General features: G+C 48.0%; 17 protein-coding genes. 5 read left to right on the top strand and 12 right to left on the bottom strand.

Annotated features, from left to right (window positions below):
* Window positions 1-54: 54 nt before the first annotated feature.
* The 8 genes from MD588_RS03380 to MD588_RS03345 form a co-directional block, all read right to left on the bottom strand.
* Window positions 55-2,919 carry a response regulator gene (locus tag MD588_RS03380; protein WP_265695428.1) on the bottom strand — a complete coding sequence of 955 codons (2,865 nt, stop codon included), beginning with the start codon at window positions 2,917-2,919 and terminating at the stop codon, window positions 55-57.
* Window positions 2,920-2,935: 16 nt separating this feature from the next.
* Entirely contained in the window at window positions 2,936-3,865 is a 930-nt protein-coding gene (locus tag MD588_RS03375) for a 6-bladed beta-propeller (RefSeq protein WP_265695427.1), read from the bottom strand.
* Window positions 3,866-4,081: 216 nt separating this feature from the next.
* Window positions 4,082-5,833: a PTS fructose transporter subunit IIBC gene (fruA, locus tag MD588_RS03370; RefSeq protein ID WP_265695426.1), complete on the bottom strand. Its 1,752-nt coding sequence runs from the start codon at window positions 5,831-5,833 to the stop codon at window positions 4,082-4,084.
* A 21-nt stretch (window positions 5,834-5,854) separates the two neighbouring features.
* Window positions 5,855-6,814, bottom strand: coding sequence for a 1-phosphofructokinase (pfkB, locus tag MD588_RS03365; RefSeq protein ID WP_407676537.1), 960 nt, complete (start codon window positions 6,812-6,814; stop codon window positions 5,855-5,857).
* A gap of 17 nt (window positions 6,815-6,831) precedes the next feature.
* Window positions 6,832-7,950, bottom strand: coding sequence for a fused PTS fructose transporter subunit IIA/HPr protein (gene fruB / locus MD588_RS03360; RefSeq protein WP_265695424.1), 1,119 nt, complete (start codon window positions 7,948-7,950; stop codon window positions 6,832-6,834).
* Between the two features lie 305 nt (window positions 7,951-8,255).
* Entirely contained in the window at window positions 8,256-9,803 is a 1,548-nt protein-coding gene (locus MD588_RS03355) for a GTPase family protein (RefSeq protein ID WP_265695423.1), read from the bottom strand.
* The gene (locus tag MD588_RS03350) at window positions 9,778-10,899 is read right to left on the bottom strand and encodes a YcjF family protein (RefSeq protein ID WP_265695627.1); all 1,122 of its coding nucleotides are present in this window, start codon (window positions 10,897-10,899) and stop codon (window positions 9,778-9,780) included. Before MD588_RS03350 ends, MD588_RS03355 begins: the two co-directional genes overlap by 26 nt.
* 93 nt (window positions 10,900-10,992) lie before the next feature.
* Complete coding sequence (locus MD588_RS03345) at window positions 10,993-11,946, bottom strand: SDR family oxidoreductase (protein ID WP_265695422.1); 954 nt, start codon at window positions 11,944-11,946, stop codon at window positions 10,993-10,995.
* A 398-nt stretch (window positions 11,947-12,344) separates the two neighbouring features.
* On the opposite strand from MD588_RS03345, the gene MD588_RS03340 reads away from it, so the two are divergent.
* From MD588_RS03340 to MD588_RS03320, 5 genes are all read left to right on the top strand, one after another.
* Window positions 12,345-13,499 carry an acyl-CoA dehydrogenase family protein gene (locus MD588_RS03340; protein ID WP_265695421.1) on the top strand — a complete coding sequence of 385 codons (1,155 nt, stop codon included), beginning with the start codon at window positions 12,345-12,347 and terminating at the stop codon, window positions 13,497-13,499.
* A 91-nt stretch (window positions 13,500-13,590) separates the two neighbouring features.
* On the top strand, window positions 13,591-15,204 hold the full coding sequence (locus MD588_RS03335; protein ID WP_265695420.1) for an acyl-CoA carboxylase subunit beta: 1,614 nt from the start codon (window positions 13,591-13,593) through the stop codon (window positions 15,202-15,204).
* A 23-nt stretch (window positions 15,205-15,227) separates the two neighbouring features.
* Window positions 15,228-16,040 carry an enoyl-CoA hydratase/isomerase family protein gene (locus MD588_RS03330; protein WP_265695418.1) on the top strand — a complete coding sequence of 271 codons (813 nt, stop codon included), beginning with the start codon at window positions 15,228-15,230 and terminating at the stop codon, window positions 16,038-16,040.
* A gap of 48 nt (window positions 16,041-16,088) precedes the next feature.
* Window positions 16,089-18,089 carry an acetyl/propionyl/methylcrotonyl-CoA carboxylase subunit alpha gene (locus tag MD588_RS03325; RefSeq protein WP_265695416.1) on the top strand — a complete coding sequence of 667 codons (2,001 nt, stop codon included), beginning with the start codon at window positions 16,089-16,091 and terminating at the stop codon, window positions 18,087-18,089.
* Entirely contained in the window at window positions 18,086-19,876 is a 1,791-nt protein-coding gene (locus MD588_RS03320) for an acyclic terpene utilization AtuA family protein (protein ID WP_265695415.1), read from the top strand. The genes MD588_RS03325 and MD588_RS03320 overlap by 4 nt, the downstream gene beginning before the upstream one ends.
* 180 nt (window positions 19,877-20,056) lie before the next feature.
* Here MD588_RS03320 and MD588_RS03315 read toward each other — a convergent pair whose 3' ends face one another.
* From MD588_RS03315 to MD588_RS03300, 4 genes are read right to left on the bottom strand one after another with little or no spacing between them, the layout of a single operon-like run.
* Window positions 20,057-21,193 carry an AI-2E family transporter gene (locus MD588_RS03315; protein ID WP_265695414.1) on the bottom strand — a complete coding sequence of 379 codons (1,137 nt, stop codon included), beginning with the start codon at window positions 21,191-21,193 and terminating at the stop codon, window positions 20,057-20,059.
* Window positions 21,186-21,857 (bottom strand): potassium channel family protein, encoded by a 672-nt coding sequence (locus MD588_RS03310; RefSeq protein WP_265695412.1) that lies wholly within the window; start codon window positions 21,855-21,857, stop codon window positions 21,186-21,188. Before MD588_RS03310 ends, MD588_RS03315 begins: the two co-directional genes overlap by 8 nt.
* A 50-nt stretch (window positions 21,858-21,907) precedes the next feature.
* Window positions 21,908-22,789, bottom strand: a complete 882-nt coding sequence (locus MD588_RS03305; protein WP_265695626.1) for an HlyD family secretion protein — start codon at window positions 22,787-22,789, stop codon at window positions 21,908-21,910.
* 17 nt (window positions 22,790-22,806) lie between these two features.
* Window positions 22,807-23,010: a DUF1656 domain-containing protein gene (locus MD588_RS03300; protein ID WP_265695625.1), complete on the bottom strand. Its 204-nt coding sequence runs from the start codon at window positions 23,008-23,010 to the stop codon at window positions 22,807-22,809.
* Between the last annotated feature and the right edge of the window lies 1 nt (window position 23,011).

The raw sequence follows: 23,011 nt of genomic DNA, 5'->3' as shown, positions 1-23,011 counted from the left end.
AGTGGTTCGCAACACAGTGATTTGAAATCGCTATGTCCTGAAAGTCGCCAACACTTATACCTCGATTATCTTTTCCTTATCTGTCTTAGCTAATTTTATTTTTTCAGCAAGTTCATCCTTTCTTAGCGGCTTGGCCAGGTAGTCATTCATCCCCGCATCAAGGCACTTATCCTTGTCTCCTTCCATTGCGTTTGCGGTCAAGGCGATAATATAAACATCTGAAAAAGCATGCTTGCTTTGGCGGATTTTTCTCGATGCTGTATAACCGTCCATCACAGGCATATGGCAGTCCATCAACACCAGGTCATAAGGAGACTGCATCAGCATAGCGAACGCTTCTTCACCATTCGAAGCTATATCCGCAGTGATACCAAGCTTTTTTAGCATTAAAGCAGCTACATTTTGATTCACCTTATTATCATCAACCAAAAGAACATTCATATCACTTTGCCCTATTGGCACCACTGCAGCAGGCTTTACTACCGATGAAGGCATATCTTCTGCTTGACTTGAAACTAACGCATGATGGGGATTAGTTTGCTCAAAAGCTTCGGTCATTACATTCAGTAAATCTGATGGTTTAACCGGATTGCGTAGTTTCTTAGTAAAACAAGGGGCGGCTGATTCTCCCCAAGCTTTTTTATCCATTGACTGAAGCATAACCAGTTGTACATTTTGGAATATTAACGGTAGATTTTCACGGAGAGAGAAATCTATTTCTGCCGATTCCACCAAGTCTTCATCAATTAACAAGAGATCATAGTGACTTTGTTCACGGCTACACCGTTGCATGCAATCCATCATCTGCTCAACTGTTGCTGCACGACTAAAATTCAACTCCCAGGTTTCAAGCTGTGACTGTAGCAACTTGCTACGTATTTCATGACTATCAACTAACAATATGTGTAGTTGCTGCAAGTACTTTACTGGAAATACGTTATGATTCTTCTGCTTATCGAATAGTATATTGAATTGAAAAACAGAACCTTGGCCGCTTTGGCTAGTAACTGACATTTGTCCCCCCATTGATTCTGTCAAACTTTTACTAATTGATAACCCAAGTCCCGTACCACCAAACTGACGGCTGGTTGAAGAATCTGATTGAGTAAATTGCTGGAACACCATATCCAGCTTATCTTCATCAATCCCGATACCGGTATCCGTAACTTTAAAGACGATATTCTCTTTACCGTCTAGTTGCAGCTGCTTTTCAATACTTAATTGAACATACCCTTGATGAGTGAACTTAATACCATTTCCAATCAAGTTAAGCAGAATTTGTCTGACTCGCCCAGGATCTCCTTTCACTATCTGAGGAACGCTTTGGTCAAAATACAGCAACAGATTAAGATTTTTATCTACAGCGCTATGATATAGCTGCTCTACAACGCCTTCGGCCAATTGCAATAAATCGAAAGAAACATTTTCAAGCTCAACCTTGCCCGCCTCAATCTTTGAGAAGTCCAAAATGTCATTTATTATTTTTAACAATGACTCAGCACTACTCGTTATTACGTTAAGATGCTTGGCTTGCTCATCGCTCATGCCTGTATCTTCAAGAACTTGCAGCATCCCCAATACACCATTCATCGGTGTCCGAATTTCATGACTCATTGCTGCCAGAAACTCGGACTTAGTTCGGGTCGCCTGCTGTGCTTCATCGCGTGCCAGAATAAGTTGCTGTGAGTTAATCTCCAGTTCAACTTTTGCTCTTTCGGCTTCTTCCTTCTGAAGTTGCAGCAAGTAGTTTTGTTGCTCCATTTCTTTAGAGGCGACTGCAAGTTGATGGGTCTGCTGCTCCGAATGCCTTAGGAGCTGATTTAAATTCTCTCTATATTCTGCCGAGTTAATCGAGATAGTCAGTATTTTCAGGCTTTCTTTAAGCAAAGCATGTTGATAACCACTAAGCGATGATAACAAGCCGAATTCAACGACCCCCTGTAACTCATCGGTTTGCTCCTTAAGTACTGGGATGGCCAATATCCGTTTAGGGTTGATGGAACCGAGACCGGATGTTATTTCAATATAGCCCTGCGGTACTTTATCCAGCTCAATCGCTTTTCTTTGCTCGGCTACTTGGCCAATAATACCCTCACCAAAATGATAAAGCTTATCGGTATCACCGCTATAGGCATAACCTTGCTTAAAGCACAAAACATCATTTTCTAGATAATAAAATGCAGCAACGCCTATCCCGAGTTCCGGGGCCAAAAAATCTAAAAAGGATTTAGTCAATCTACCTATGGAATACTCACCACTGAGTAAACGGGTTAGTTCAGCCGCCTTCTGCTGAACTTTACTCTGTTCTAATTTAGCTTTCGCGCGTAATGCTTGCTCTGAAGCCGCTTTTATACGTTTGAGACTATGATGTATAAATATTGTTCCCAAAAACAAAACCAGTGTAAGAAGAGACATTGTAATAACGGTTATCGTAAATACAACATTGAGCGATGAGTTTATATCCTTAACCCGGCCAAGGCTCTCTAATTGATCAAGCATAAAGTTAAAATTGCCACCAACCTCATCGGTAGAACGCCGACTTTCGTCAATCAGAATTCTCACCGATTTAATTTTGCTTGCGCCTTGTTCAGCCTTCGGTATCAAATTCTCTGTCGTTTTATTGTCTAGTTCGCTTGCACGTAATTCTTTAAGTAGTTTTTTGACATACGCATAACCAATATTCGCTTCAGATCTTGCTTTATCTATTCGTGCTATAACTTCTCTTTGCTCGTTAAGCATTGGCGTCAGCGTCGATAGCGAATATTGCGCACTATTGCTTACCTCACGAGCAATCTGCCGGCTTTGATACAGCTTATAGTTAATAAACAAACCACTCAGCAAACCAACAAAAGTAACCATAATTAGACATAGAACAATATATCGACTGTAACTGTGCTGTGAATTCAGGCCATCATTCATACCATGTCACTCTTATTTATTGGTTTTGAGGAGCAAAGACTTGTATGCGGTTATTGCCCGTATCGGCAGCAAAAACATAGCCTCTTTCATCGACAAGCAGCCCATGAAGATTTTTGAACTGACCGATACCACTGCCGTGCTCTCCCCAAGTTGCCAGCAAATTAAAATCCTGGTCGAATACCTGTATTCTATCGTTATGTGCCTCGCTAACGTAAATATGATCTCTGCCGTCTATTGCTAAACCAACAGGCTTATCAAATTCACCCGCGCGTTTTCCATATTTTCCAAGTTTACGTTTAAATATTCCCTCACGATTAAAGTGCAAAACGCGATCATTCCCCATATCGACAACGTAAATATCACCAGTCGATGTCGATTTGGCGGCCTGTGGGGCCTCTAGGGAACCTTTATGGTCAAATAAAAATAAAAAATTTCCCTCGAGGTCAAAAACATCGACTCGGTTATTTCCTTTATCAGCCATATACAGGCGATTTTCGTATATTGTCATAAACTCCGATTCCATATTTTCCCCAGGGTCTATGCCAAAATCACTGAAGGTAATAATATGAGTAAAATCTTTATCGTATTTTTTTATATACCCATTGACATAATCAGCGATATAAATATTTCCAACAGCATCGACAGCAATACCTTCAGGTTTTTCAAACTTTCCTGCACTTCCCCCTTCGAAGGTACCTAGATACTCGCCAGAATATTTGTCAAATATTTGAACGTTGCTATTTCTCGCATCGGTTACAAGTAACCGTCCCTGGCTATCAATAGCGAAATCTTCAACATAACGAAACTGCCCGATACCGGCGCCTTTGCTTCCGATCGTCATGACATGCTTAAACTTTGTTTTTCCAGCAATGACTTCTGGTGCTGCCGCCAGCGCATTAGCCGAACCAATCAACCAAACGCAAAGAATAGTAATCAATCCCTTCATTTTTATTCCTTATATTGGCTCTAAAGGCCTCACCATCTCAGTTGCGGTTTGCAATCTTTCTAAACTTTAAAAATCACGCTATAAATCAGTATAGTAAAAGATATGAAACCAGTCTTATATTTATATTAAACACTCACCACAGCTTAGAGCCGTGGTTTTGAGCTGACAAAAAAAAGCCCCGACATTCACAATGCCGGGGCTCTCTTTATTTCAATACTACTTTGCGGTTGCGGCTACCAACTGCTCTTCGTCAGATTTCTTCAAGAAGGCATAAGTCACACCAGTTACAACTGTACCCGCAGCGATAGCAACCAAATACATTAGTACAGGGGTAATCGCATTCGGAATGAACAGCACAAACAAGCCACCGTGTGGTGCCATCAGCTTCGCGCCGAATAACATAGAAAGTGCACCAGTCAGAGCTCCCCCTGCCATACAGCTTGGGATAACACGCATAGGATCACGCGCTGCAAACGGAATTGCACCTTCTGAGATAAAACACAGACCCAGTACAAAAGACGCTTTACCCGCCTCAGATTCACTCGCATTGAACTTACGTTTGGCAAGGAAAGTCGCCAGTCCCATACCAAGAGCCGGAACCATACCAGCCGCCATTACTGCAGCCATCGGCGCATAAGTTTGTGATGCCAACAGACCAACCCCAAAGGTATATGCCGCTTTGTTAACCGGACCACCCAAGTCGAAACACATCATACAACCAAGGATAATGCCCAGCAGTACAGCATTCGCCGATCCCATATTATTAAGGAAATCAGTCAGACCTGTCATCGCAGCAGATACCGGGCCACCAACAACGTATATCATGATCAAACCGGTGATTAAACTTGCGACCAAAGGAATAATCAAAATCGGTTTCAGTGCTTCCATCGACTGCGGCAACTTCACTTTATCTGCCACCAGCTTGGCGCTGTAACCCGCAAGGAAACCCGCCACGATACCACCGAGGAAACCGGCCCCAGTCGAGCTTGCCAACATACCGCCAATCAAGCCCGGCGCCAGACCGGGACGGTCAGCTATAGAGAAAGCAATGAAGCCGGCAAGTACTGGAACCATAAGGGCAAAGGCCGAACCGCCACCAATAGTCATCAGGGCTGCCGCCAGTGTCCCCTCTTCCTTAAAGGCTTCGATACCGAAAACGAAAGACAGCGCGATAGCCAAACCACCAGCAACAACCAACGGCAACATATGCGAAACACCTGTCATCAAGTGTTTGTAGGCTCCCGTTTTTTCTTGCTTTTGTCCTGCTTCAGAAGATGCCCCTGCTTCGTGTTTATACACCGTGGCAGTTGTGAATGCTGTATCCAGCTCCTGAGCTGTTTTCTTCAGAGCTAGACCAGTACTGGTTTTATACAGCTTTTTACCGTCGAAACGGGCCAAATCAACTTCAATATCAGCCGCAATAATCACCAGATCAGCCGCTGCAATTTCATCTGCGGTCAGCTGGTTCTTGGCCCCCACAGAGCCTCGGGTTTCTACCTTGATTTGGTGCCCTTGGCGTTTGCCCTCATCTTCCAACGCCTCGGCGGCCATAAAGGTGTGTGCAACCCCTGTCGGACAAGCCGTGATCGCTACAATTTTCTTCGCTCCTGTTGATACAGCCGTGACAGCACCTGCCGAAGGAGTTGTATTAACGACTTTCGAGACCCGAGCCTGGGCAACCGCTTGTTCAAGATACATTTTCGGATCAGCAAGACAAGCACCGATATCAGACTGATATACTTTCTTTCCTTTGAAACGTGTCGTGTCGACTGCCGTATTGGCAGCAATCACGATACAATCCGCGTCAGCAATCTGGGTATTCGTTAACGCCTTGACCGGCATTACCGTTGACTGACATTCAATATCAGCCGTCCATTTTAGTTCAGCTGCGGCCTTTTCCATTAAGCCCGCGGCAATCACGCTATTTGCAATGCCACTTGGGCAAGCTGTTACAACTGCGATTTTCATCTTGATACCCTCTGATCCGTGTTAGCTCTTCACGTTATTGTCTGATAGTTGCACGCTTTCTTTGACAGCCAGTACCGCGTTGAGATCTTCAACCCCGACGCCTACCTGGCTGACAGCCAGCGCTGAAAGCGCGGTGGCAAAACTAAGCGTCTCTTGTTTGTTCCAGTTATTAAGTTGCCCCCAGCACAGCCCAGCCACCAAGGTATCCCCGGCTCCGACAGTGCTCACAACATTCATTTTTGGCGGCAATGAGCGCAACCATCCTTCATGATTGAGCCACATCACGCCTTCTGCCCCTAAAGACACCACCACATTGGCGATATCTTTTCGAGCCAGCTGCTCCGCCGCCTCAATTAAATCGTGCTCTGTTTCTAACTCACACCCAGCCCAATCTGACAGCTCCTCATCATTCGGCTTCACCAACCAAGGCGCGGCATTCAAGCCGGCAGACAGTGCGGCCTTGCTGCTATCAAAAAAGACATGCTTACCACACGCTTGAAGTCGGGACACCCAGGTTGCACACAGCTCTGGGGTAATACCTCTTGGCAAGCTTCCCGCCATCACAAACACGTCGTGGCTTTCAGACAAGGCAAACAGGGTTTGCTCAAATTGTTGGATATCGTGCTCTGACACTACAACACCCGGGAAGTTAATGTCGCTGACCTGCCCACTGGATTCGACTAACTTGACGTTGATACGGCTCGCGCCTTGAACACGTACAAACTCGTCGTTTACCCCCAGCTCCTCAAACAGCTGGCAAAACGGTTCTTGGTTATCGGCGCCTAATAACCCGGTTACCGTCACCTCCGCACCCAGTTCAGCAAGCACTTTAGCCACATTCACCCCTTTACCGGCAGGATGCAGGCTTCCCTTTTCGACAAGGTTTACCGTACCAGTGGTCAAGGCCTTCAGGTTACCCGTCAAGTCCAGAGCCGGATTCAAGGTTATGGTGACGACCTTTGGCTTTTGACGACTAACCATTGTTTCGAAATCAGTCATTATTTGCCCTCACCCAAACCATCAGCGATAGCTTGTCCGATCGCGGCAAGCGCAAGCTCGGCATCATCCCCCTGGGCGGTAAACTGCAACTCGTGGCTCTGCTTCACACCCAATGCAATCACCTTCATCAGGCTCTTGGCATTCACCGCCTTGCCATCACCATTTAAGTTCGAAACCAGAATGTTCGATTCAAACTTCTTGGCGACACTTACCAGCATCGCACCAGGACGGGCATGCAAACCGTGAGGGTTGCGGATCTTGAACACATCCGTATTACCTTCGATGGTTTCTTGCGTCAGCAACGAAACAATTTTGTCTTTGTCTGCTGAAACAAGCTTTTCTGCCTGCTGCTTATAGAGCAGTTGGGAAAGATAATTCATGTTATTAAGGTGCGAACCATTGCACGCAGCTACCATCAGTAACCCTTTCACGGGTTTGCCCTGCTCTTCGAATTCGGTGGCAGGCGTAACAAAGGCCAGTGCTGTTTTGCTGACGTCTTTACTACTTTTGGCCAGCCACAAACCTTGTCCCAGATAACTGACACCTGATGAAATAGCATCCGCAACGCAGGCATTTCCTGCAGCTTCTCGGTTCTTAATCAAACCAGCAGCTACGGCCGTTAACTGAATAAGGTCTGTTGCCGGGAAAGCGAGTTGAATGAGTCCGGTATCAAATTCGGCTTCCGATTGCTCATCACCATTAAGGATAGAAATTAAGCCTTCAGCGCTATCACTTTGCTTCAGCTTTTCTTCAACGCCATCGGCAGACAGCACTTTTGTCAGTTGCTTCAAAATCCCGAGATGCTCATCCGACTTAGCAGCAATGCCAATTGCTAGGTAAGCGGTATTACCACCCCCCCAATCTACACCTTGCGGGAAGTGATGGATTCGTACACCCGTTTGCTTTACCAGCCCTCGGGTGTCCGTGGTTCCGTGAGGAATAGCAATACCATTACCGAGGAACGTTGAATTCTGGGCTTCACGAGCCAGCATGCCGTTGACATAACCGCTTTCAACCAGGCCTTGCTGTTCCAGACCTGCAGCCAATGCCTTAATGGCTTCTTGTTTATCAGCTGCGCCTTGCTTTAGCTGAATATCATTAATTGATAGTGACAACATTCACTCTCTCCAGTATTCGGTTAGTCGACGAAAGGCCAGTTCGCACTTTCTCTACACGCCTTTAATTTTAGTTAGCTTTCAACTTTGCTGAAACCTTTCAGCTTTTACTGAAATAAAAAGATTCAGAAGAACTGTGATTATTGCTGAAGCTCTGCTGAAACCTTTCAGCTCTAATGCTGAATTGTTTCAGCTTATTTTGCAAACACTACATAGCAAATCTGTTACGAATATATGATCAGTCGCACAATTACACGAATGATTATGCATCAATTTGAATGATGTAAGACAGGTATAGCCACTAGCGGCTATTTTTGAAGAAATGTTGTTTGCAGCGCCTTTTGTCCTAACCGGTACATTCGTTTGAATTGATCAGTAAGATGGAGATTACGAGTATCGATACGACGCCTGTTCAGCTGAACATTGACGCCGTTTTCATAATTAAAGAGTATAAATTCAGCTATTTTTTCGATGTTATAATTTTCGGCACCATCCCGCACAGCTATAGATAGGATCTCATCTGGCATTATTTGCTGCTGGTTAAAATCTTGCGCTGCCTTAATCGTCTTGGCTTTTGCGCTACTTGGTTGAACTAGATCATAAGGAGGTTGCCATTCATGTATTGGCTGCAACCTATCTATCTGATTAACAAGAGCTAAAATTAACGGTTTCTTCCGATTTCGATTTTTTTCGTCGCAATAAAATGCATCAAACTGACGTTTCAGTTCAACATCGAGCTGGCGAGCCGGTTGATTTGCTTTCATCACCCAAAATACCAAATCGCTGCTGACCATTTGCTCCAGCAGTAATTGATCAGTCACTTGCTTGCCATCAATACCGGGTAGATCGACAAGATGTATCCAATCAATACCATCAACATCACAACGGTGCACAGTCACATTCTCGGTTGATGGCAAGACACTAACCTCTGCGACCATACTGCCCGCAATAGCATTGATCAGCGAAGATTTACCTGCACTTATTTGCCCCACAACAGCGACTCGCAGAGGTTCTATCTCTGCAACAAACCTTTGCTGGTCGGCTAATGAAACTTTGCTAACATCAAGTTCATGATCTCTTTTCGTAAAACGGCCGCTGTATAAGTCGATGGCTACTGATGCGACTTCCTGAAGCAATACACGCTTCAATTTTGCTTGAACCTCGTCACTCACTTCATCAAACAAACGCCCCAACAGTTGCCCTCTCGCTTCCGCGACCAACCCTGCTGGTGTCATCATCCTAAATACCCGATAAATATCATAGGCATGCTTTGCGACACCTAATTTATCTTTTTGCTCATATCCTTGCTTAAGCGTCGTCAGGCGAATCTTTTCCACAAAGGGGACATGATCCAAGAGAAACTGGCGGTAACGCCGGCTGACTTCCTCAACCATCAGCAAGAATTCCGGTGCTGTAAAGGCTAATTCCTTCGCTGATTTGTCCGGGTGATATTGTTCTGCCACTTCGGTTGCGAGGTCTAGCGCATGTTCACGCAACTGGCTCCATTCACAGGCTGATGCCAGTTGGCTGTCTATCTTACAGTTAAGTTGTTGCCATACTGCCTGATCAAACTCACTCCACTGCCCCGAAGTCTCGACCTCGTAGTCAGCCAACGAGCCCACTTCAACCTCAGCCTGTTGCCTGTTCTTACGTAGCCAGAAATATGGTAACAGTACCGCTGCTGCAGACAGACCAAGCAACAGAGCAAACATAAGCCAATAGCCATTCTGGATCAGGCTCACAACCCCGATAAGCGCCAGCACCAATACCGGCAACACCAAGAGTGTCATAAGCAACGGTAATACCCCGCCTGAAAGCTGGGTTAATGCATTAATGCTGTTTTTTGTTCGCTTCACGCGCTGCTACATCCTTGCCATGATTAAAAGCTTGCTCGAAAGCCCGTTTGATTTCCCGCTCGGAAACAGGCTCGCCTTTACTGATATGATAGAGGTATTTACATACTGCTCGCCCGATGGCATATGTCGAGCCAAAACTCACCGCTGCAGCCGTCGCACTGCCTACAGTTTGCCCATAGACAGGAATTAATTTCACCAATTGTCGCAGCCCAAGCTTAGATAGGTACTGAACCACAAAGCTGGTACCAAGCAGGCCGGCAAATTCACCAAATCGTTGCTTATCCCACTCGACACCATATTGGTTTGCCAAACTGTGCAACATTTTTCCCTGGATAGCAGGTACGGAAACCAAACCGACAGCCGGAATAGCATCGCTTGCCCCGGCAGTACCCGCATACCACATCACTTCACGCTTCAATCGGCTAAAATTGGCTTCTTCACGGCTTTGGTGTTCTTTCTCATCCCCCAGCAGGTACAGGATCGGTAACATTTCAGCTAACGCTGCGTTAAGCTCAGTCATCCCAGCAGCCAGCTCTCTCTCAGAACCGAAATCTAGGCAAACTGATTTCACCTCACCGCCCCAAATCTGCTGTACCTGATCCTGGTTGTAGCCAATCGCCCGTTGCCGCTCCTCCTGACCAGGCAAAGCACAAATACCGGTATGAACGACTAACAACTGCTTAATTGCACCTGATTTTCGGATTTTCTTCAATGCATTAAGCACGCTGCTCTGTTCAGGCTCTTCGGCTTTCATCACCACCAGTAACGCGTGGCTCTGATGTTGGCAGGCTTCGATATCATCCTCGGGATCATAATCGGCTTCAGAAAGCCCACGGGTATCAAGAAAACAAAACAACGGATTAATTTCTGGATACCGGTAAGTCACCGATGTTTGGGTACACGGCTGAAAGCCATTACCCACCTCAATGGCCGAGTTGCCTGTAACCGCCTGAACCAGAGACGACTTCCCCGCCCCGGTCTTACCAAGCAACCAGATAGTCGGCAACTGCGACTGCCATTGAGATGCGGCAGGCTTAAGATCTGTATTTACCGTTGGATTGATATAGTCATATAGCTGTTTAAAGAAATGATTCATTGCCACAAAGACTCCCGACTGGAGCTGATTCAACTCCTGCATCACCGATAGTGTCTGTGACAATAGCATAACTATCAAGGACTAGGGTGTTTCCTAGCCTTCCAGAAAGAGATCCCGCTGCAAGCTCGCGCCCGGTTTACAGGCATAGCGGGAAAAATCAGTGATCCCTTGATGTTTGAGCACCTCTTCATCAATAAAGAAATTCCCTGAACAATGCTGAGCATCGCGAGTAATGATTTCATAGCAGGCGTCAGCCATGATTTCAGGATGCCGAGAGTGATCCTTCATCAGTTTACCCGTGCTCATATTCAATATCGCAGCTGTCGCAATCGATGTTTTCGGCCACAAAGCGTTAGACGCTATACCATAGGTATTAAACTCCTCAGAGAATGTCAGTGCCAGCATCGACATGGCATATTTTGAGGTGGTATAGGCACCGTAGTTCTTGAACCATTTAGGACTAAGATTAATCGGTGGTGAAAGCGTCACAATATGTGGGTTGTCTGAATTTCTCAGATAAGGCAGGCAGGCTTGGGTCAGTAAATAGGTGCCACGGACATTGATAGAATAGAGAAGATCAAACCTCTTACTGGGGGTGTTTTCGGTATTTTCCAGATGAATAGCGCTGGCATTATTGATCAGGACATCGATACCAGTCGTCTGCTCAACAGCTTGTTCTACGGCCTGTTTTATTGCGGTTTCATCCCGAATATCCAAGACGACAGGAATCGCCCTGCCTCGCCCCATTCGATTGATTTCGTCGGCTGCGGTATATATTGTCCCCGGTAATTTCGGATGTGGCTCGGTGGTTTTCGCTGCGATAATAACAGTCGCTCCTTCCTCTGCACAGCGCTTGGCAATGGCAAAGCCAATGCCTCGGGAACCTCCACTGATAAAAACCGTTTTGTTTGCCAAACTTCCTGAAAAATCGGTTAACGGTGCGCTGCTATTCGCTTCATCGGGTTTGACTTTAGGCAATCTATAGGTACTTGTGATCACTTCCAATCTGTTGATCAAGCGTCTGGCCTTATCGAATATTGTTCCCATGATTTTTCACTTCCTTTTGTGTTTTCAACTTTTTCAACGTTAATCCCGCACGTCACTTTCTTGTTTCGTTTCTTTCTGTTCCAGTATAGAGCAAATATTCAACTTTCCACTTATCCATCGCAGACCAAACCAAACTAGGGCTGCCGCCTTTTCTTAAATATTAGATTTTTACTAATTAGTTATACTCCCTTCCTAATAGATGGAACAATTACTCAGCAAGCTCATGAGTTGATGACTAGACTACTACAGGGTAGAAATGGCTGACCCCAGAAATTCCTACCAAAGACAGTCAGTTGCTCCGTACTAACCAGCAAGTACAACGCACTGGCTGAACAGTCAAAGTTAGCGATTATGCCTACAAACAGCGCAGTAATACTGTTTTTTGCATGGAGGCAAATATGAACTTTACCGAAGAGCATGATGCGATTCGCCAAACAATTTCCCGGTTTATCGACAAAGAAATCAACCCATACTGTGACCAGTGGGAAAAAGACGGAATATTTCCGGCCCATGAGCTTTTCAAAAAAATGGGGGATTTGGGCTTATTAGGTATAACCAAGCCGACTGAGTATGGAGGTCTAGGCCTGGACTATAGTTACCAAGTTGTATTTTCTGAAGAACTCGGCCGGATCACCAGTGGCGGTGTCTCCATGGGTATTGGGGTGCAAACAGATATGGCCACCCCAGCCTTGGCCAAGTTTGGCAATGATGAACTGCGTCGCGACTATTTATCCCTGGCAATTTCCGGTGAAGCCGTATTTTCCATAGCAGTCAGCGAACCTCATGCCGGATCCGATGTTGCAGCGATCAAAACAACCGCCAGAAAAGATGGTGATGATTATCTGATCAACGGGACCAAAATGTGGATCACCAACTCTACGCAAGCTGACTACCTGTGTGTATTAGCCAATACCAGCGAAGGTAACCCCCATCAAAACAAATCCTTGATCCTTGTTCCTACCAATCTGCCGGGCGTGTCACTTTCTAGCAAGTTGGACAAACTGGGCATGCGCTCCTCAGATACCGCACAGGTCTTTTTCGACAACGTCCGTGTCCCTCAATGCAACCGTATCGGGGAAGAAGGTGCCGGATTCGGTTATCAGATGTTGCAATTTCAAGAAGAGCGCCTCTTTTGCGCAGCTGGTCTCCTTAAGACCATGGAAGCCTGTATAAATAACACCATCGAGTACACAAGTGAACGCCAGGCCTTTGGCAAGGCGATCCTCGACAACCAAGTGGTGCACTTTAGGCTCGCGGAGTTACAAACTGAGATCGAAGCCTTAAGAGCGCTGGTCTACGATGCAGTCGAAGGTTATATCAGCGGTAGAGATGTCACTATGAAGGCATCTATGGCCAAGCTCAAAGCGGGCCGACTGGTACGGGAAGTAACCGACTCATGCTTGCAGTATTGGGGAGGGATGGGTTTTGCGTGGGATAACCCGATTTCCCGCGCGTACCGTGATACACGTTTGACATCTATTGGTGGCGGTGCCGATGAGATCATGCTGGGTATCATTTGTAAGCATATGAACACACTACCTAAAAAGAGATAGTAACGTATCGGGTAGTTTCGTAATTGCAAAGCTCCCACAACTTGTCATTTCAGGAACGGAATGACGCATTGACTACGGATAGGGTGGAAGTATGGCCATCATTGAATCACGGATTGACACAAATTCTGAAGCCTTTCGCCATAATGCCCGGATCATGGGCAAGGCTGTTGATGAGTTTCGAGAAATTGAACAGAAGGTTATCGCGGCGGCCGAGTCCAAGGCGCCTCGTTACATAAAAAAAGGCCTGCTCCCACCCCGTGAGCGCCTGGCTCAGTTACTCGACGCCGCGACGCCATTTTTGGAATTATCGACATTATGCGGCTACATGCAGGAAGAAGATACGGATGGCTCTGCGGCAGGAGGCAGTTGTATCACTGGGATAGGTTATGTTGCAGGTGTACGCTGTATTGTCATGGTGGATGATTACCTGACCAAAGGCGGAAGTATTACTGAGCTGGGCAGCCACAAGCGTCGTCGTATGATGCAGCTAGCCCAGGAAAATAAGTTGCCGGTTATCGTTTTGGCGCAGAGCGGTGGTGGCAACCTGAAACTATTAGGAGACTGGTTTGCCTTTTCGGGTGCCGGTTTTGCCCAACAAGCCCGGCTCTCTGCTGCCGGAATTCCCCAGATCACCGTTGTGCACGGCGGCGCCACCGCCGGCGGAGCTTATCAACCCGGTCTATCCGATTATGTCATCATGATCCGCAAGCAGTCGACCGTATACCTGGCCGGCCCTCCCTTGTTAAAAGCCGCTACCGGAGAAATTGCCACCGACGAAGAGATCGGGGGGGCCCAAATGCACGGCGAAGTTGCGGGCACCGCTGATTACCTAGCCGAAAATGATGCTGACGGTATTCGAATTTGCCGCGAAATCACGGAAAAGCTCGGCTGGAATAACAAGATGCCCGTACAAACAGAGCCTGAGTATAAAGCGCCACTGTACCCTACAGATGAATTGCTGGGGATTGTGCCGGAAGATCCCAAAACACCTTATGACGTACGCGAAATCATCGCCCGCATCGCAGACGGTTCAGACTTTCTCGAGTTCAAGCCCGACTATGACATGGGTACGATATGCGGCCACATAGAGATTGAAGCCCGGGCATGCGGCGTGATTGGAAACAACGCCCCCATCACTGCCAAGGGTGCTGCCAAGGCCGGGCAATTTATCCAGCTCTGCGAACAATCTGGAACACCACTGCTGTTCTTGCACAACACCACCGGCTTTCTGGTAGGAACCGAAGCAGAGCAAGCCGGCATTATCAAGCACGGAGCCAAGCTGATCCAGGCAGTCACCAATTGCAGCGTACCCCGTATCAGCATAGTGATCGGCGGCTCCTATGGCGCGGGCAACTACGCCATGAGTGGCCGTGGCATCGATCCCCGATTTATATTTGCCTGGCCCCGCAGCGTCGTTTCTGTGATGGGCCCCACGCAGGCCGGCAGTGTACTGCGCACAGTCGCTGAAGCCAAAATGAAACGCTCGGGGCAAGTGAACGAATCACTGCTGGATGCGCTGGAAAAGGACACGGTCGATACGATGGAAGCCAAGTCACATGCACTGGCCAACACAGCACGGTTATGGGATGACGGGATCATTGATCCGAGGGATACCCGTGCTGTGGTGGCATTTGTGCTGAGCGTCTGCCGAGAAGCCGAAATGCGTACCGTCAATACCAATACCTTCGGAATTGCTCGTTTATAAGCTTGTTTATAAGGAACCAAAACATGCTCCCTGAATGCCAAGAGATCCTGCTGGAAAATAGCGATGGTGTGCTTACCCTCACCTTAAACCGTCCCCACAAGCGCAATGCGATGAATGCTGGGTTAGTCAAAGAGATCATGAGTGTATTTGAGTCGATCAGCGATGATCGCAGCATTCGTGTCGTGGTATTGCGAGGTACCGGAGGCAACTTCTGTGCGGGCGGCGATATCTCGGACATGAATAGCACCGAATGTGATGCTAACGGCAATCTTATATCTGCTGAACAGGCCGCCTGGCATTTCAGCCGCCTTTTTGGCCATATGATCACATTAGTGAACAAGGCTCCCCAGGTAGTTGTTACCCTGCTCGAAGGAGCTGTCTTGGGTGGAGGTCTGGGTCTGGCATGCATCTCCGATGTGGCAATTACGGATAAACATGCCAGGTTCTCAATGCCGGAAACCAGCCTTGGCATTATCCCGGCACAAATCGCTCCTTTTGTGGTATCCCGAATTGGTCTCACCCAGGCCCGCCGTCTGGCATTACTCGGCGAGCGTATTGACGGTGAAGCCGCCCGTGAATTGGGTCTCGCTCATTACCTCACATACTCGGAAGACGAGATGCAGGCGCAACTCGAAGATGTCTTAAAGCATGTAAAGCGCTGTGCGCCAGAAGCCAACGCCAATACCAAAGCATTGATGCTGCAGGTTGGCAGCGTTGAGATCGAAATGCTGCTAGATAGCGCTGCAGATATGTTTTCAGCCGCATTGCAAAGTTCAGAGGGGCAAGAAGGCACCAAAGCCTTTATGGAAAAACGAAAACCCCATTGGACGCTATAGCTTATTGAAACATATTGCCTGTGATATAGGACATGGAGAGCCATACCCATGAGTACAAAACCCATCAATAAAATTCTGATTGCCAACCGCGGAGAGATTGCTGTACGGATCATCCGCACAGCCCGTGATCTCGGCTTCCGTACCGTTGCTGTCTACAGTGACGCTGATGAAAATGCCCTTCATGTGAGCGAAGCAGATCAAGCTGTACACATAGGCGCAGCAACAGTGGCTGAATCTTACCTGGCAACAGACAAGATCCTGGACGCAGCCCGAAAGACAGGGGCTGATGCGATCCACCCCGGTTATGGTTTCCTGTCGGAAAACGCCGGATTTGCCAGGGCATGTGAAGCTGATGGCATTATCTTCATCGGCCCTTATGCCAGTGCGATTGAATTGATGGGCAGTAAACGTCAGTCAAAAATTGCCATGATGGCAGCTGATGTACCATGTATACCCGGTTATCAGGGCTCTGAACAATCTGATGAGGCACTAATTGCCAATGCGCTGGAAATTGGTTTTCCGCTAATGGTGAAAGCATCAGCCGGTGGCGGTGGCCGCGGTATGCGTCTGGTATCGAAAGAGGGTGAGCTGGCCGAGCAGATCGCTACGGCACGCTCTGAAGCGGAAAGTGCATTTGGGAGCGGAGAGCTGATCCTTGAACGCGCGCTGATTGAACCGCGTCATATCGAGATCCAGATCTTCGCCGATGCCCATGGTAATGCCGTCTATCTGGGTGAGCGTGATTGTTCTATCCAGCGACGCCATCAGAAGGTCGTCGAAGAGGCCCCCTCCCCTTTCGTAGACGACAGCCTACGCCTACGGATGGGCGAAGCCGCAGTAAACGCCGCTAAATCCTGCCACTATCTGGGAGCCGGTACGGTGGAGTTCCTGGTCGATAAAGACAAGAATTTCTTCTTCCTGGAAATGAACACCCGCTTGCAGGTTGAACACCCCGTGACGGAGCTGATCACCGGACTGGATCTGGTAGCCTGGCAGCTTAAAGTCGCAGCCGGTGAAGCCCTGCCATTGACTCAGGCGCAAATCACACTGACTGGCCATGCGCTGGAAGTACGTCTATATGCCGAAGACCCACGCCAAGATTTTATCCCCCAGACAGGCCAGGTCCGCCTTTGGCATGTTCCTGTGCGGCACGGCGTCCGTATCGATCATGGAATCCAAACGGAGCAAGAGATATCCCCTTACTACGATCCGCTGCTCGCAAAGTTAATTACATATGGTGATAACCGGGACGAAGCGATCCGCCGGCTGGCATCTGCCCTGCAAGACACCCAGTTGCTGGGCGTGAATAACAACAAGCTATTTCTGCAAAATATCTTACAACACCCTGTCTATGCAGCCGGTGAAGCCACCACCGCCTTTATCGAACGTCACTTTACCACCGATCCCAGCATGATCCAGAAAGCGCCGTCGACCAAAACACTAGCCAAGGCAGCCCTGCTGTATTTTCATAAGGGCATTGCGGCTAGTCCCGGAGAACTGAGCTGGGGCGGCATAACCTCGCAGCGCTATGTTTACCAACTAGAATGTGGTGGCCAATCCCATTCTGTCTCTCTGGAGAGAAGGAGCCTAGAGAAGAAAGGGCACTATTATCACTTGACTGTCGGCGATGAAGAGCTGGTATTGGAGTGGGTTCGCTCTGACAACCCTTACTGCATACTCGTTGACGACGGAGTACGTGAGACCCTGCACTTTGCCTTCGATGACAAGACGCTCTATCTCGATGACGGCAGCGGCCACTTTATTTTTGAGGATATCACCCATAAGCCCGCGGCAACTGCTGGCGGTGTCGGCAGCGGCCAAATCCTCGCTTCTATGGACGGCATCATCGTTGATGTACCGGTAAAAAACGGCGATAGCGTAAAAGCAGGACAAACTCTGGTCGTATTGGAAGCGATGAAGATGGAACATCCGCTCAAGGCGGATATCAGTGGCGTGGTAACAGCCATCACCTGCCAGCCAGGGCAACAGGTCAGATCCAAACAATTGCTGGCCACAGTACGCTGTGACGCTGAAGAGGTATCATCATGATCAATGATAAAGATAAGAAAGTACGTATTGGCTGTGCCTCGGCCTTTTACGGCGACAGCCAACTGTCAGCTCGTCAGCTAGTGGAAAAAGGGAATATCGATTACCTGGTTTTCGATTATCTGGCTGAAGTGACCATGGCTATCCTCTCCCGCGCTAAAGCCAAAGACGAACAGTTGGGCTATGCGGTGGATTTTGTCACCGTTGCGATGAAAGATGTCCTCACAGACTGCGCCAGACAAGGTATCAAAGTGGTGGCCAATGCCGGTGGCGTCAATGTACCTGGCTGTATTGCCGCGCTGGAAAAACTCTGTGATATTTTGCAACTCGACTTAAAGGTTGCCGGTGTCTATGGTGATGATCTGCTGCCACGCAGCACTGCACTCGCGACGGGTGACATGCCCGAGATGCAAACCGGCGCACCGCTTCCAAACAAACTAGCCAGCATGAACGCCTACCTTGGGGCCAAACCGATTGCCGATGCCTTGGCGGCAGGCGCCGATATTGTGGTGACAGGCCGTATCGTTGACAGCGCCGTGGTACTCGGGCCGCTGATGCATGAGTTTGGCTGGCAGCACGCCGCCTATAACCGGTTGGCGCAAGGGGCTCTGGCAGGGCATGTGATTGAGTGCGGCGCTCAGTGTACAGGCGGCAACTTTACAGACTGGCACCTGGTGCCCGACTTTTCCAATATGAGCTACCCCATTGCCGAAATCAGTGCCGATGGCAGCTTTGTCATTGAAATCCCGCAAGGTACCGGCGGGCTAGTCAGTATTGGCACCGTGGCAGAGCAGATCCTGTATGAAATCGGCGATCCGGCCAACTACTTGCTGCCGGATGTGGCCTGTGACTTCAGCAATGTAAAACTGAAACAGCTAGGCAAGGACAGGGTCCACGTAAGAGGTGCCGTCGGACGCGCTCCGGGAGAGCAGTATAAAGTCTGTGCAACCTATGTAGATGGCTATCGCCTGATCGGTACTTTCTTTATGGGAGGTCTGCGTTGTGCGGACAAAGCCCGTACCAGCCTGGAAGCTTGGGTAAAGCGAACCCGTGATGTCTTTGAAAAAAAAGGCTGGGAGGATTACCGCGAGGTCAGCATCGAGATCATCGGTGCCGAAGCCACTTACGGCCCACACAGCCGCGTACAAAACACCCGCGAGGTGATAGGGAAATGCGGGCTGCACCATAACAGTCGCGAGGCACTGCAGTTTGCTTCCCAAGAGATGGCCTACCTCGCCACCTCGGCAGCACCGGGCTTAGCCGGGTTTGGCGCTGGCCGGGCGCGCCCCTCCCCGCTAATGCGCGTTCACTCCTGCTTGATCCAGAAAAGTCAGGTACCCGTTAAGGTTCAGCTTGGCACCGAGGTGATTATCGAGAAATGCTACGACAAGGACGAAACCTCCGACATGGCCTTGGGCATACATTATGCCTTAGATGCTACAGCCCCAAGTGAGGTATTAATTGACGTCCCTCTGGAAACACTGGCCTATGCGCGCAGCGGAGACAAGGGCAACAACGCCAACATTGGCATTATTGCGCGCAAACCGGAGTATTTGCCGTACCTCTATGAACAGCTAACTGCCGACGCTGTGGCCGGCTACTTCGCCCACACCGTCAAAGGTCAAGTAGAGCGCTTTGATGTTCCCGGCGTGAATGGGTTCAACTTCCTGATGACTGAGGCCTTGGGCGGAGGAGGTACCGCTTCATTATTGGTGGATTCTCAGGGTAAGGCATTGGGCCAGATGCTGCTTTCGATAACCATATCGGTGCCGGCATCCCTGCTTTTATAAGATGAAATTGATATTGCTTAAATTGCATCGCTCCATAACCTTCGGTACCGACAGTAATAAGCCACTCGAAAACGAGTGGCTTTGAAGCTGCCCCAAACAAGGCTATTGTTCACTTTACCATCCTAATTGCCTCTAATGTTCAGTACCTATTTCGGAGCCCTGGCCATAATGCTTATCCAATCATTGATTACTTTCAGATTGCGTGCTTTGGGCCAGTTTCTCTTCTGACGCTTCTACTGTTGCCTCATGCTGTTCCAGTTTTATCCAAGTGGTAAACAATTCATACCAAATTGCCAGAATTACCGCCCCTAAAAACAGGCCGATAATACCCGCAGAGATCATCCCCCCTATGGCACCGAATAAAATTACCGGCATCGGGATAGAAACTCCCCGTCCCATCAGTAACGGCTTCAAAAAATTATCCGACAAGCCTGCGATTAATACCCATACCGTAAAAATCGTCGCCGGGGTAGTATCTTGAACTGAAAATACATAGAGAACTACCGGCAACGCTACCAAGGTGGCTGGTAGCTGCGCAATACCAAAAATAAAGACGATAAATGTTAACAATTCTGCGGCCGGCACACCGAAAATAAAAAAAGCCGACCCCACCAAGATAGACTGGATGAATGCCACCCCAACAACCCCGAGCAATACACTGCGAACCGTTGCCGCTGTCAGGTTTGCCCACTCTTCCCCATGTTTGCCCACAACTCGGACCGAGAGAGTTTGGACGGCTTTAGACATCGATTCAGCATGCGTCATAAAGCCTGCCGCTATTAGTAATGAAATAATGAACATGACCAAAGTAGCAAGACTGCTGCCCAAGATACCTGCCGCGGCACCCACAGCGGCTTTTATTTCAGGCAAATAACGAGCAACTGCAGCCTCCAGGTTTGAGGCAAACAAGGCCCAGACTTCATAAAGTTGGCCTCCGATCAAAGGAATATCAGCAACGCGCTGTGTTGGCCCAGGGATTTTTACGTCACCCTGTTGCAAGACATCAGTCAAGCTTGTAGCGGCGTCAATGATTGAGCCTGATACCATCACAAAGGGAGTGACCAGCAAGGCAACACCTAACAGGGCCAATATAGTAGCAGCCCAACCGCGCCTGCCATTAAGTAACGCTGCCAGTTTTATCGTCAGAGGCATAAGTGCGACAGCAATAATAGCCCCCCAGAGTACTGGAATAATAAAAGGCTTAATAATGTCATAAGTCCAAACAATCAAGACAAATAGCAACCCAATCCTAATTGCAGACTCAACCATATTACTAACAAATATATTGCTTTGACGTTTTTCGAGTTGTTTATCCATCGCTCTTTTCCTGATTACTTTGGCTGGCGCCAACCAGACTGGCCACTACGATAGCCATATAGAACACACCCGCTATTGCTTCCAAATACACAATAACTTGGGCAACCGGTGAAATCGGGCTTATGTCACCGTAACCAAGCGTCGTTAGGGTAACAAAACTGAAATAGGTCGCTTTACCATAATTGTCGGCCCAAGGTAGCTGAGTCATTCCGGTGAAAGCTTCCGCCGAGAATTCGAGGATCATTAAATAGGCAATTGCCCACATTAATCCCAGCAGTAAAAACAAAGCCAGCGAACCGACAACCTTATTGCTATCAATGCTCCCCGTCATCAATATCTGACGGACGATAGATAAAAAAGTCCCCAAATAGAAAGTAAACATTAAAGTCAGAGCGACAATATCAGCCTCTTTAATCCCTAACACTCGCTGGATAACTGATACCACGGCCCAACAAATCGCCAACACCAGCAAAAAGCGGAACCATTTTTGGTCAAACTTGAGACTCAACAAACAGACAATAAAAGTGAATACCGTCACCCCCTGTAGTAGGAAATCCAGGAAGCCGGTGGTTAACACCTGTTCGAAAGAAGAGCACAGCAATAAGATAACCAGTGCTAAGGTCAGATAATAAAAATTATTCTGTTCTGTGATTTTTTTACCCATAGGTCCTCTTCACCCCTCTACACAGAAAATGCCACAGCCAAAACAAGGCATTATTTTTTTGTATCATCCTGCATAACCATAATAGAAGCCGTCAGGCCAAATCTCAGATCAACACCTTCCGGTAATTGCTTAAGTGCAATACGTACCGGTATACGCTGCGCTAGCCGGATCCACTGAAATACCGGGTTAACATTCGGCAGTAAATTGTAGCCAACGCTGCCGTCTTTCGGAGCGATCCCCCACCCCAATGAATCAACTACCGCATCAATGGGTTGCTCGGGATAAGCCATTAAGGTTACCCTCGCCGGATTACCAATACTGATGCTCTCTAACTGGCTTTCGCGGAAATAGCCAAAAACCCAGAAACTGGTAACATCAACCAAAGCAACCAGCGGCTGATTAGCAACGGCCTGAGTCCCTTCCTTAATATCAAGGTTCGAGACATAGCCGTCGACGGAGGCGACTACTTTTGTGAATGCCAAATTCAGTTTCGCGGCTTTTAATTGCTGCTCTGAGACTTTAATTTTCAGCAACGACTCCTGATAGGCTATCTGTCGTCGAACAAGATCTTTATGCGAAACCGCCCCCTTATCCCTGGCTCTTATATCTAGCAAGCGGTCATATTCAATTTTCTTACCACGCGAACTAATCACATCTCGCTCCAACGAGGCTTCTGCCTGAGCAAGTGACACTTCATAGGTGCTTGGATCAATTTGAAACAGTAAATCACCTTTGCGAACAAATTGGTTATCATTTACCGCCACATGGACAACCGGGCCGGACACTCTCGGAGCAACCTTGATCACGTTGGCCCGAACTTGACCGTTCCGGGTCCAGGGATTATTGAAGTATTCTTCATACTTTTGGTACCCAAAATAAACAGCGCCACCAATGATCAGGACGTTAAGCGCGATGACGAATAACTTTTTAATCTTGTTCACGTTCACACCTAAAACCGCAAGAAAAATGAATCGATAGCAACGATATACAACAGCGTAATTGCCAAAAACGTCACCGAAGGAAAAGCGATCAACCGTGAAAGCCGGGTCTTATTCAAAACGGCAACGGAAACCCACGTCGCAATAACGGCCATAATCACCACAAGAAGAAAGGGCGAGAAATACACATCTCCGATGGCTAGCTCGTGAGGCATC

Origin of the sequence: Photobacterium obscurum, from assembly GCF_026191635.1 — a bacterium.
Taxonomy (GTDB): Bacteria; Pseudomonadota; Gammaproteobacteria; order Enterobacterales; family Vibrionaceae; genus Photobacterium; species Photobacterium obscurum.
Note: the sequence above shows the minus strand (reverse complement) of the source record. Positions and strands in the feature narration are given on the sequence as shown.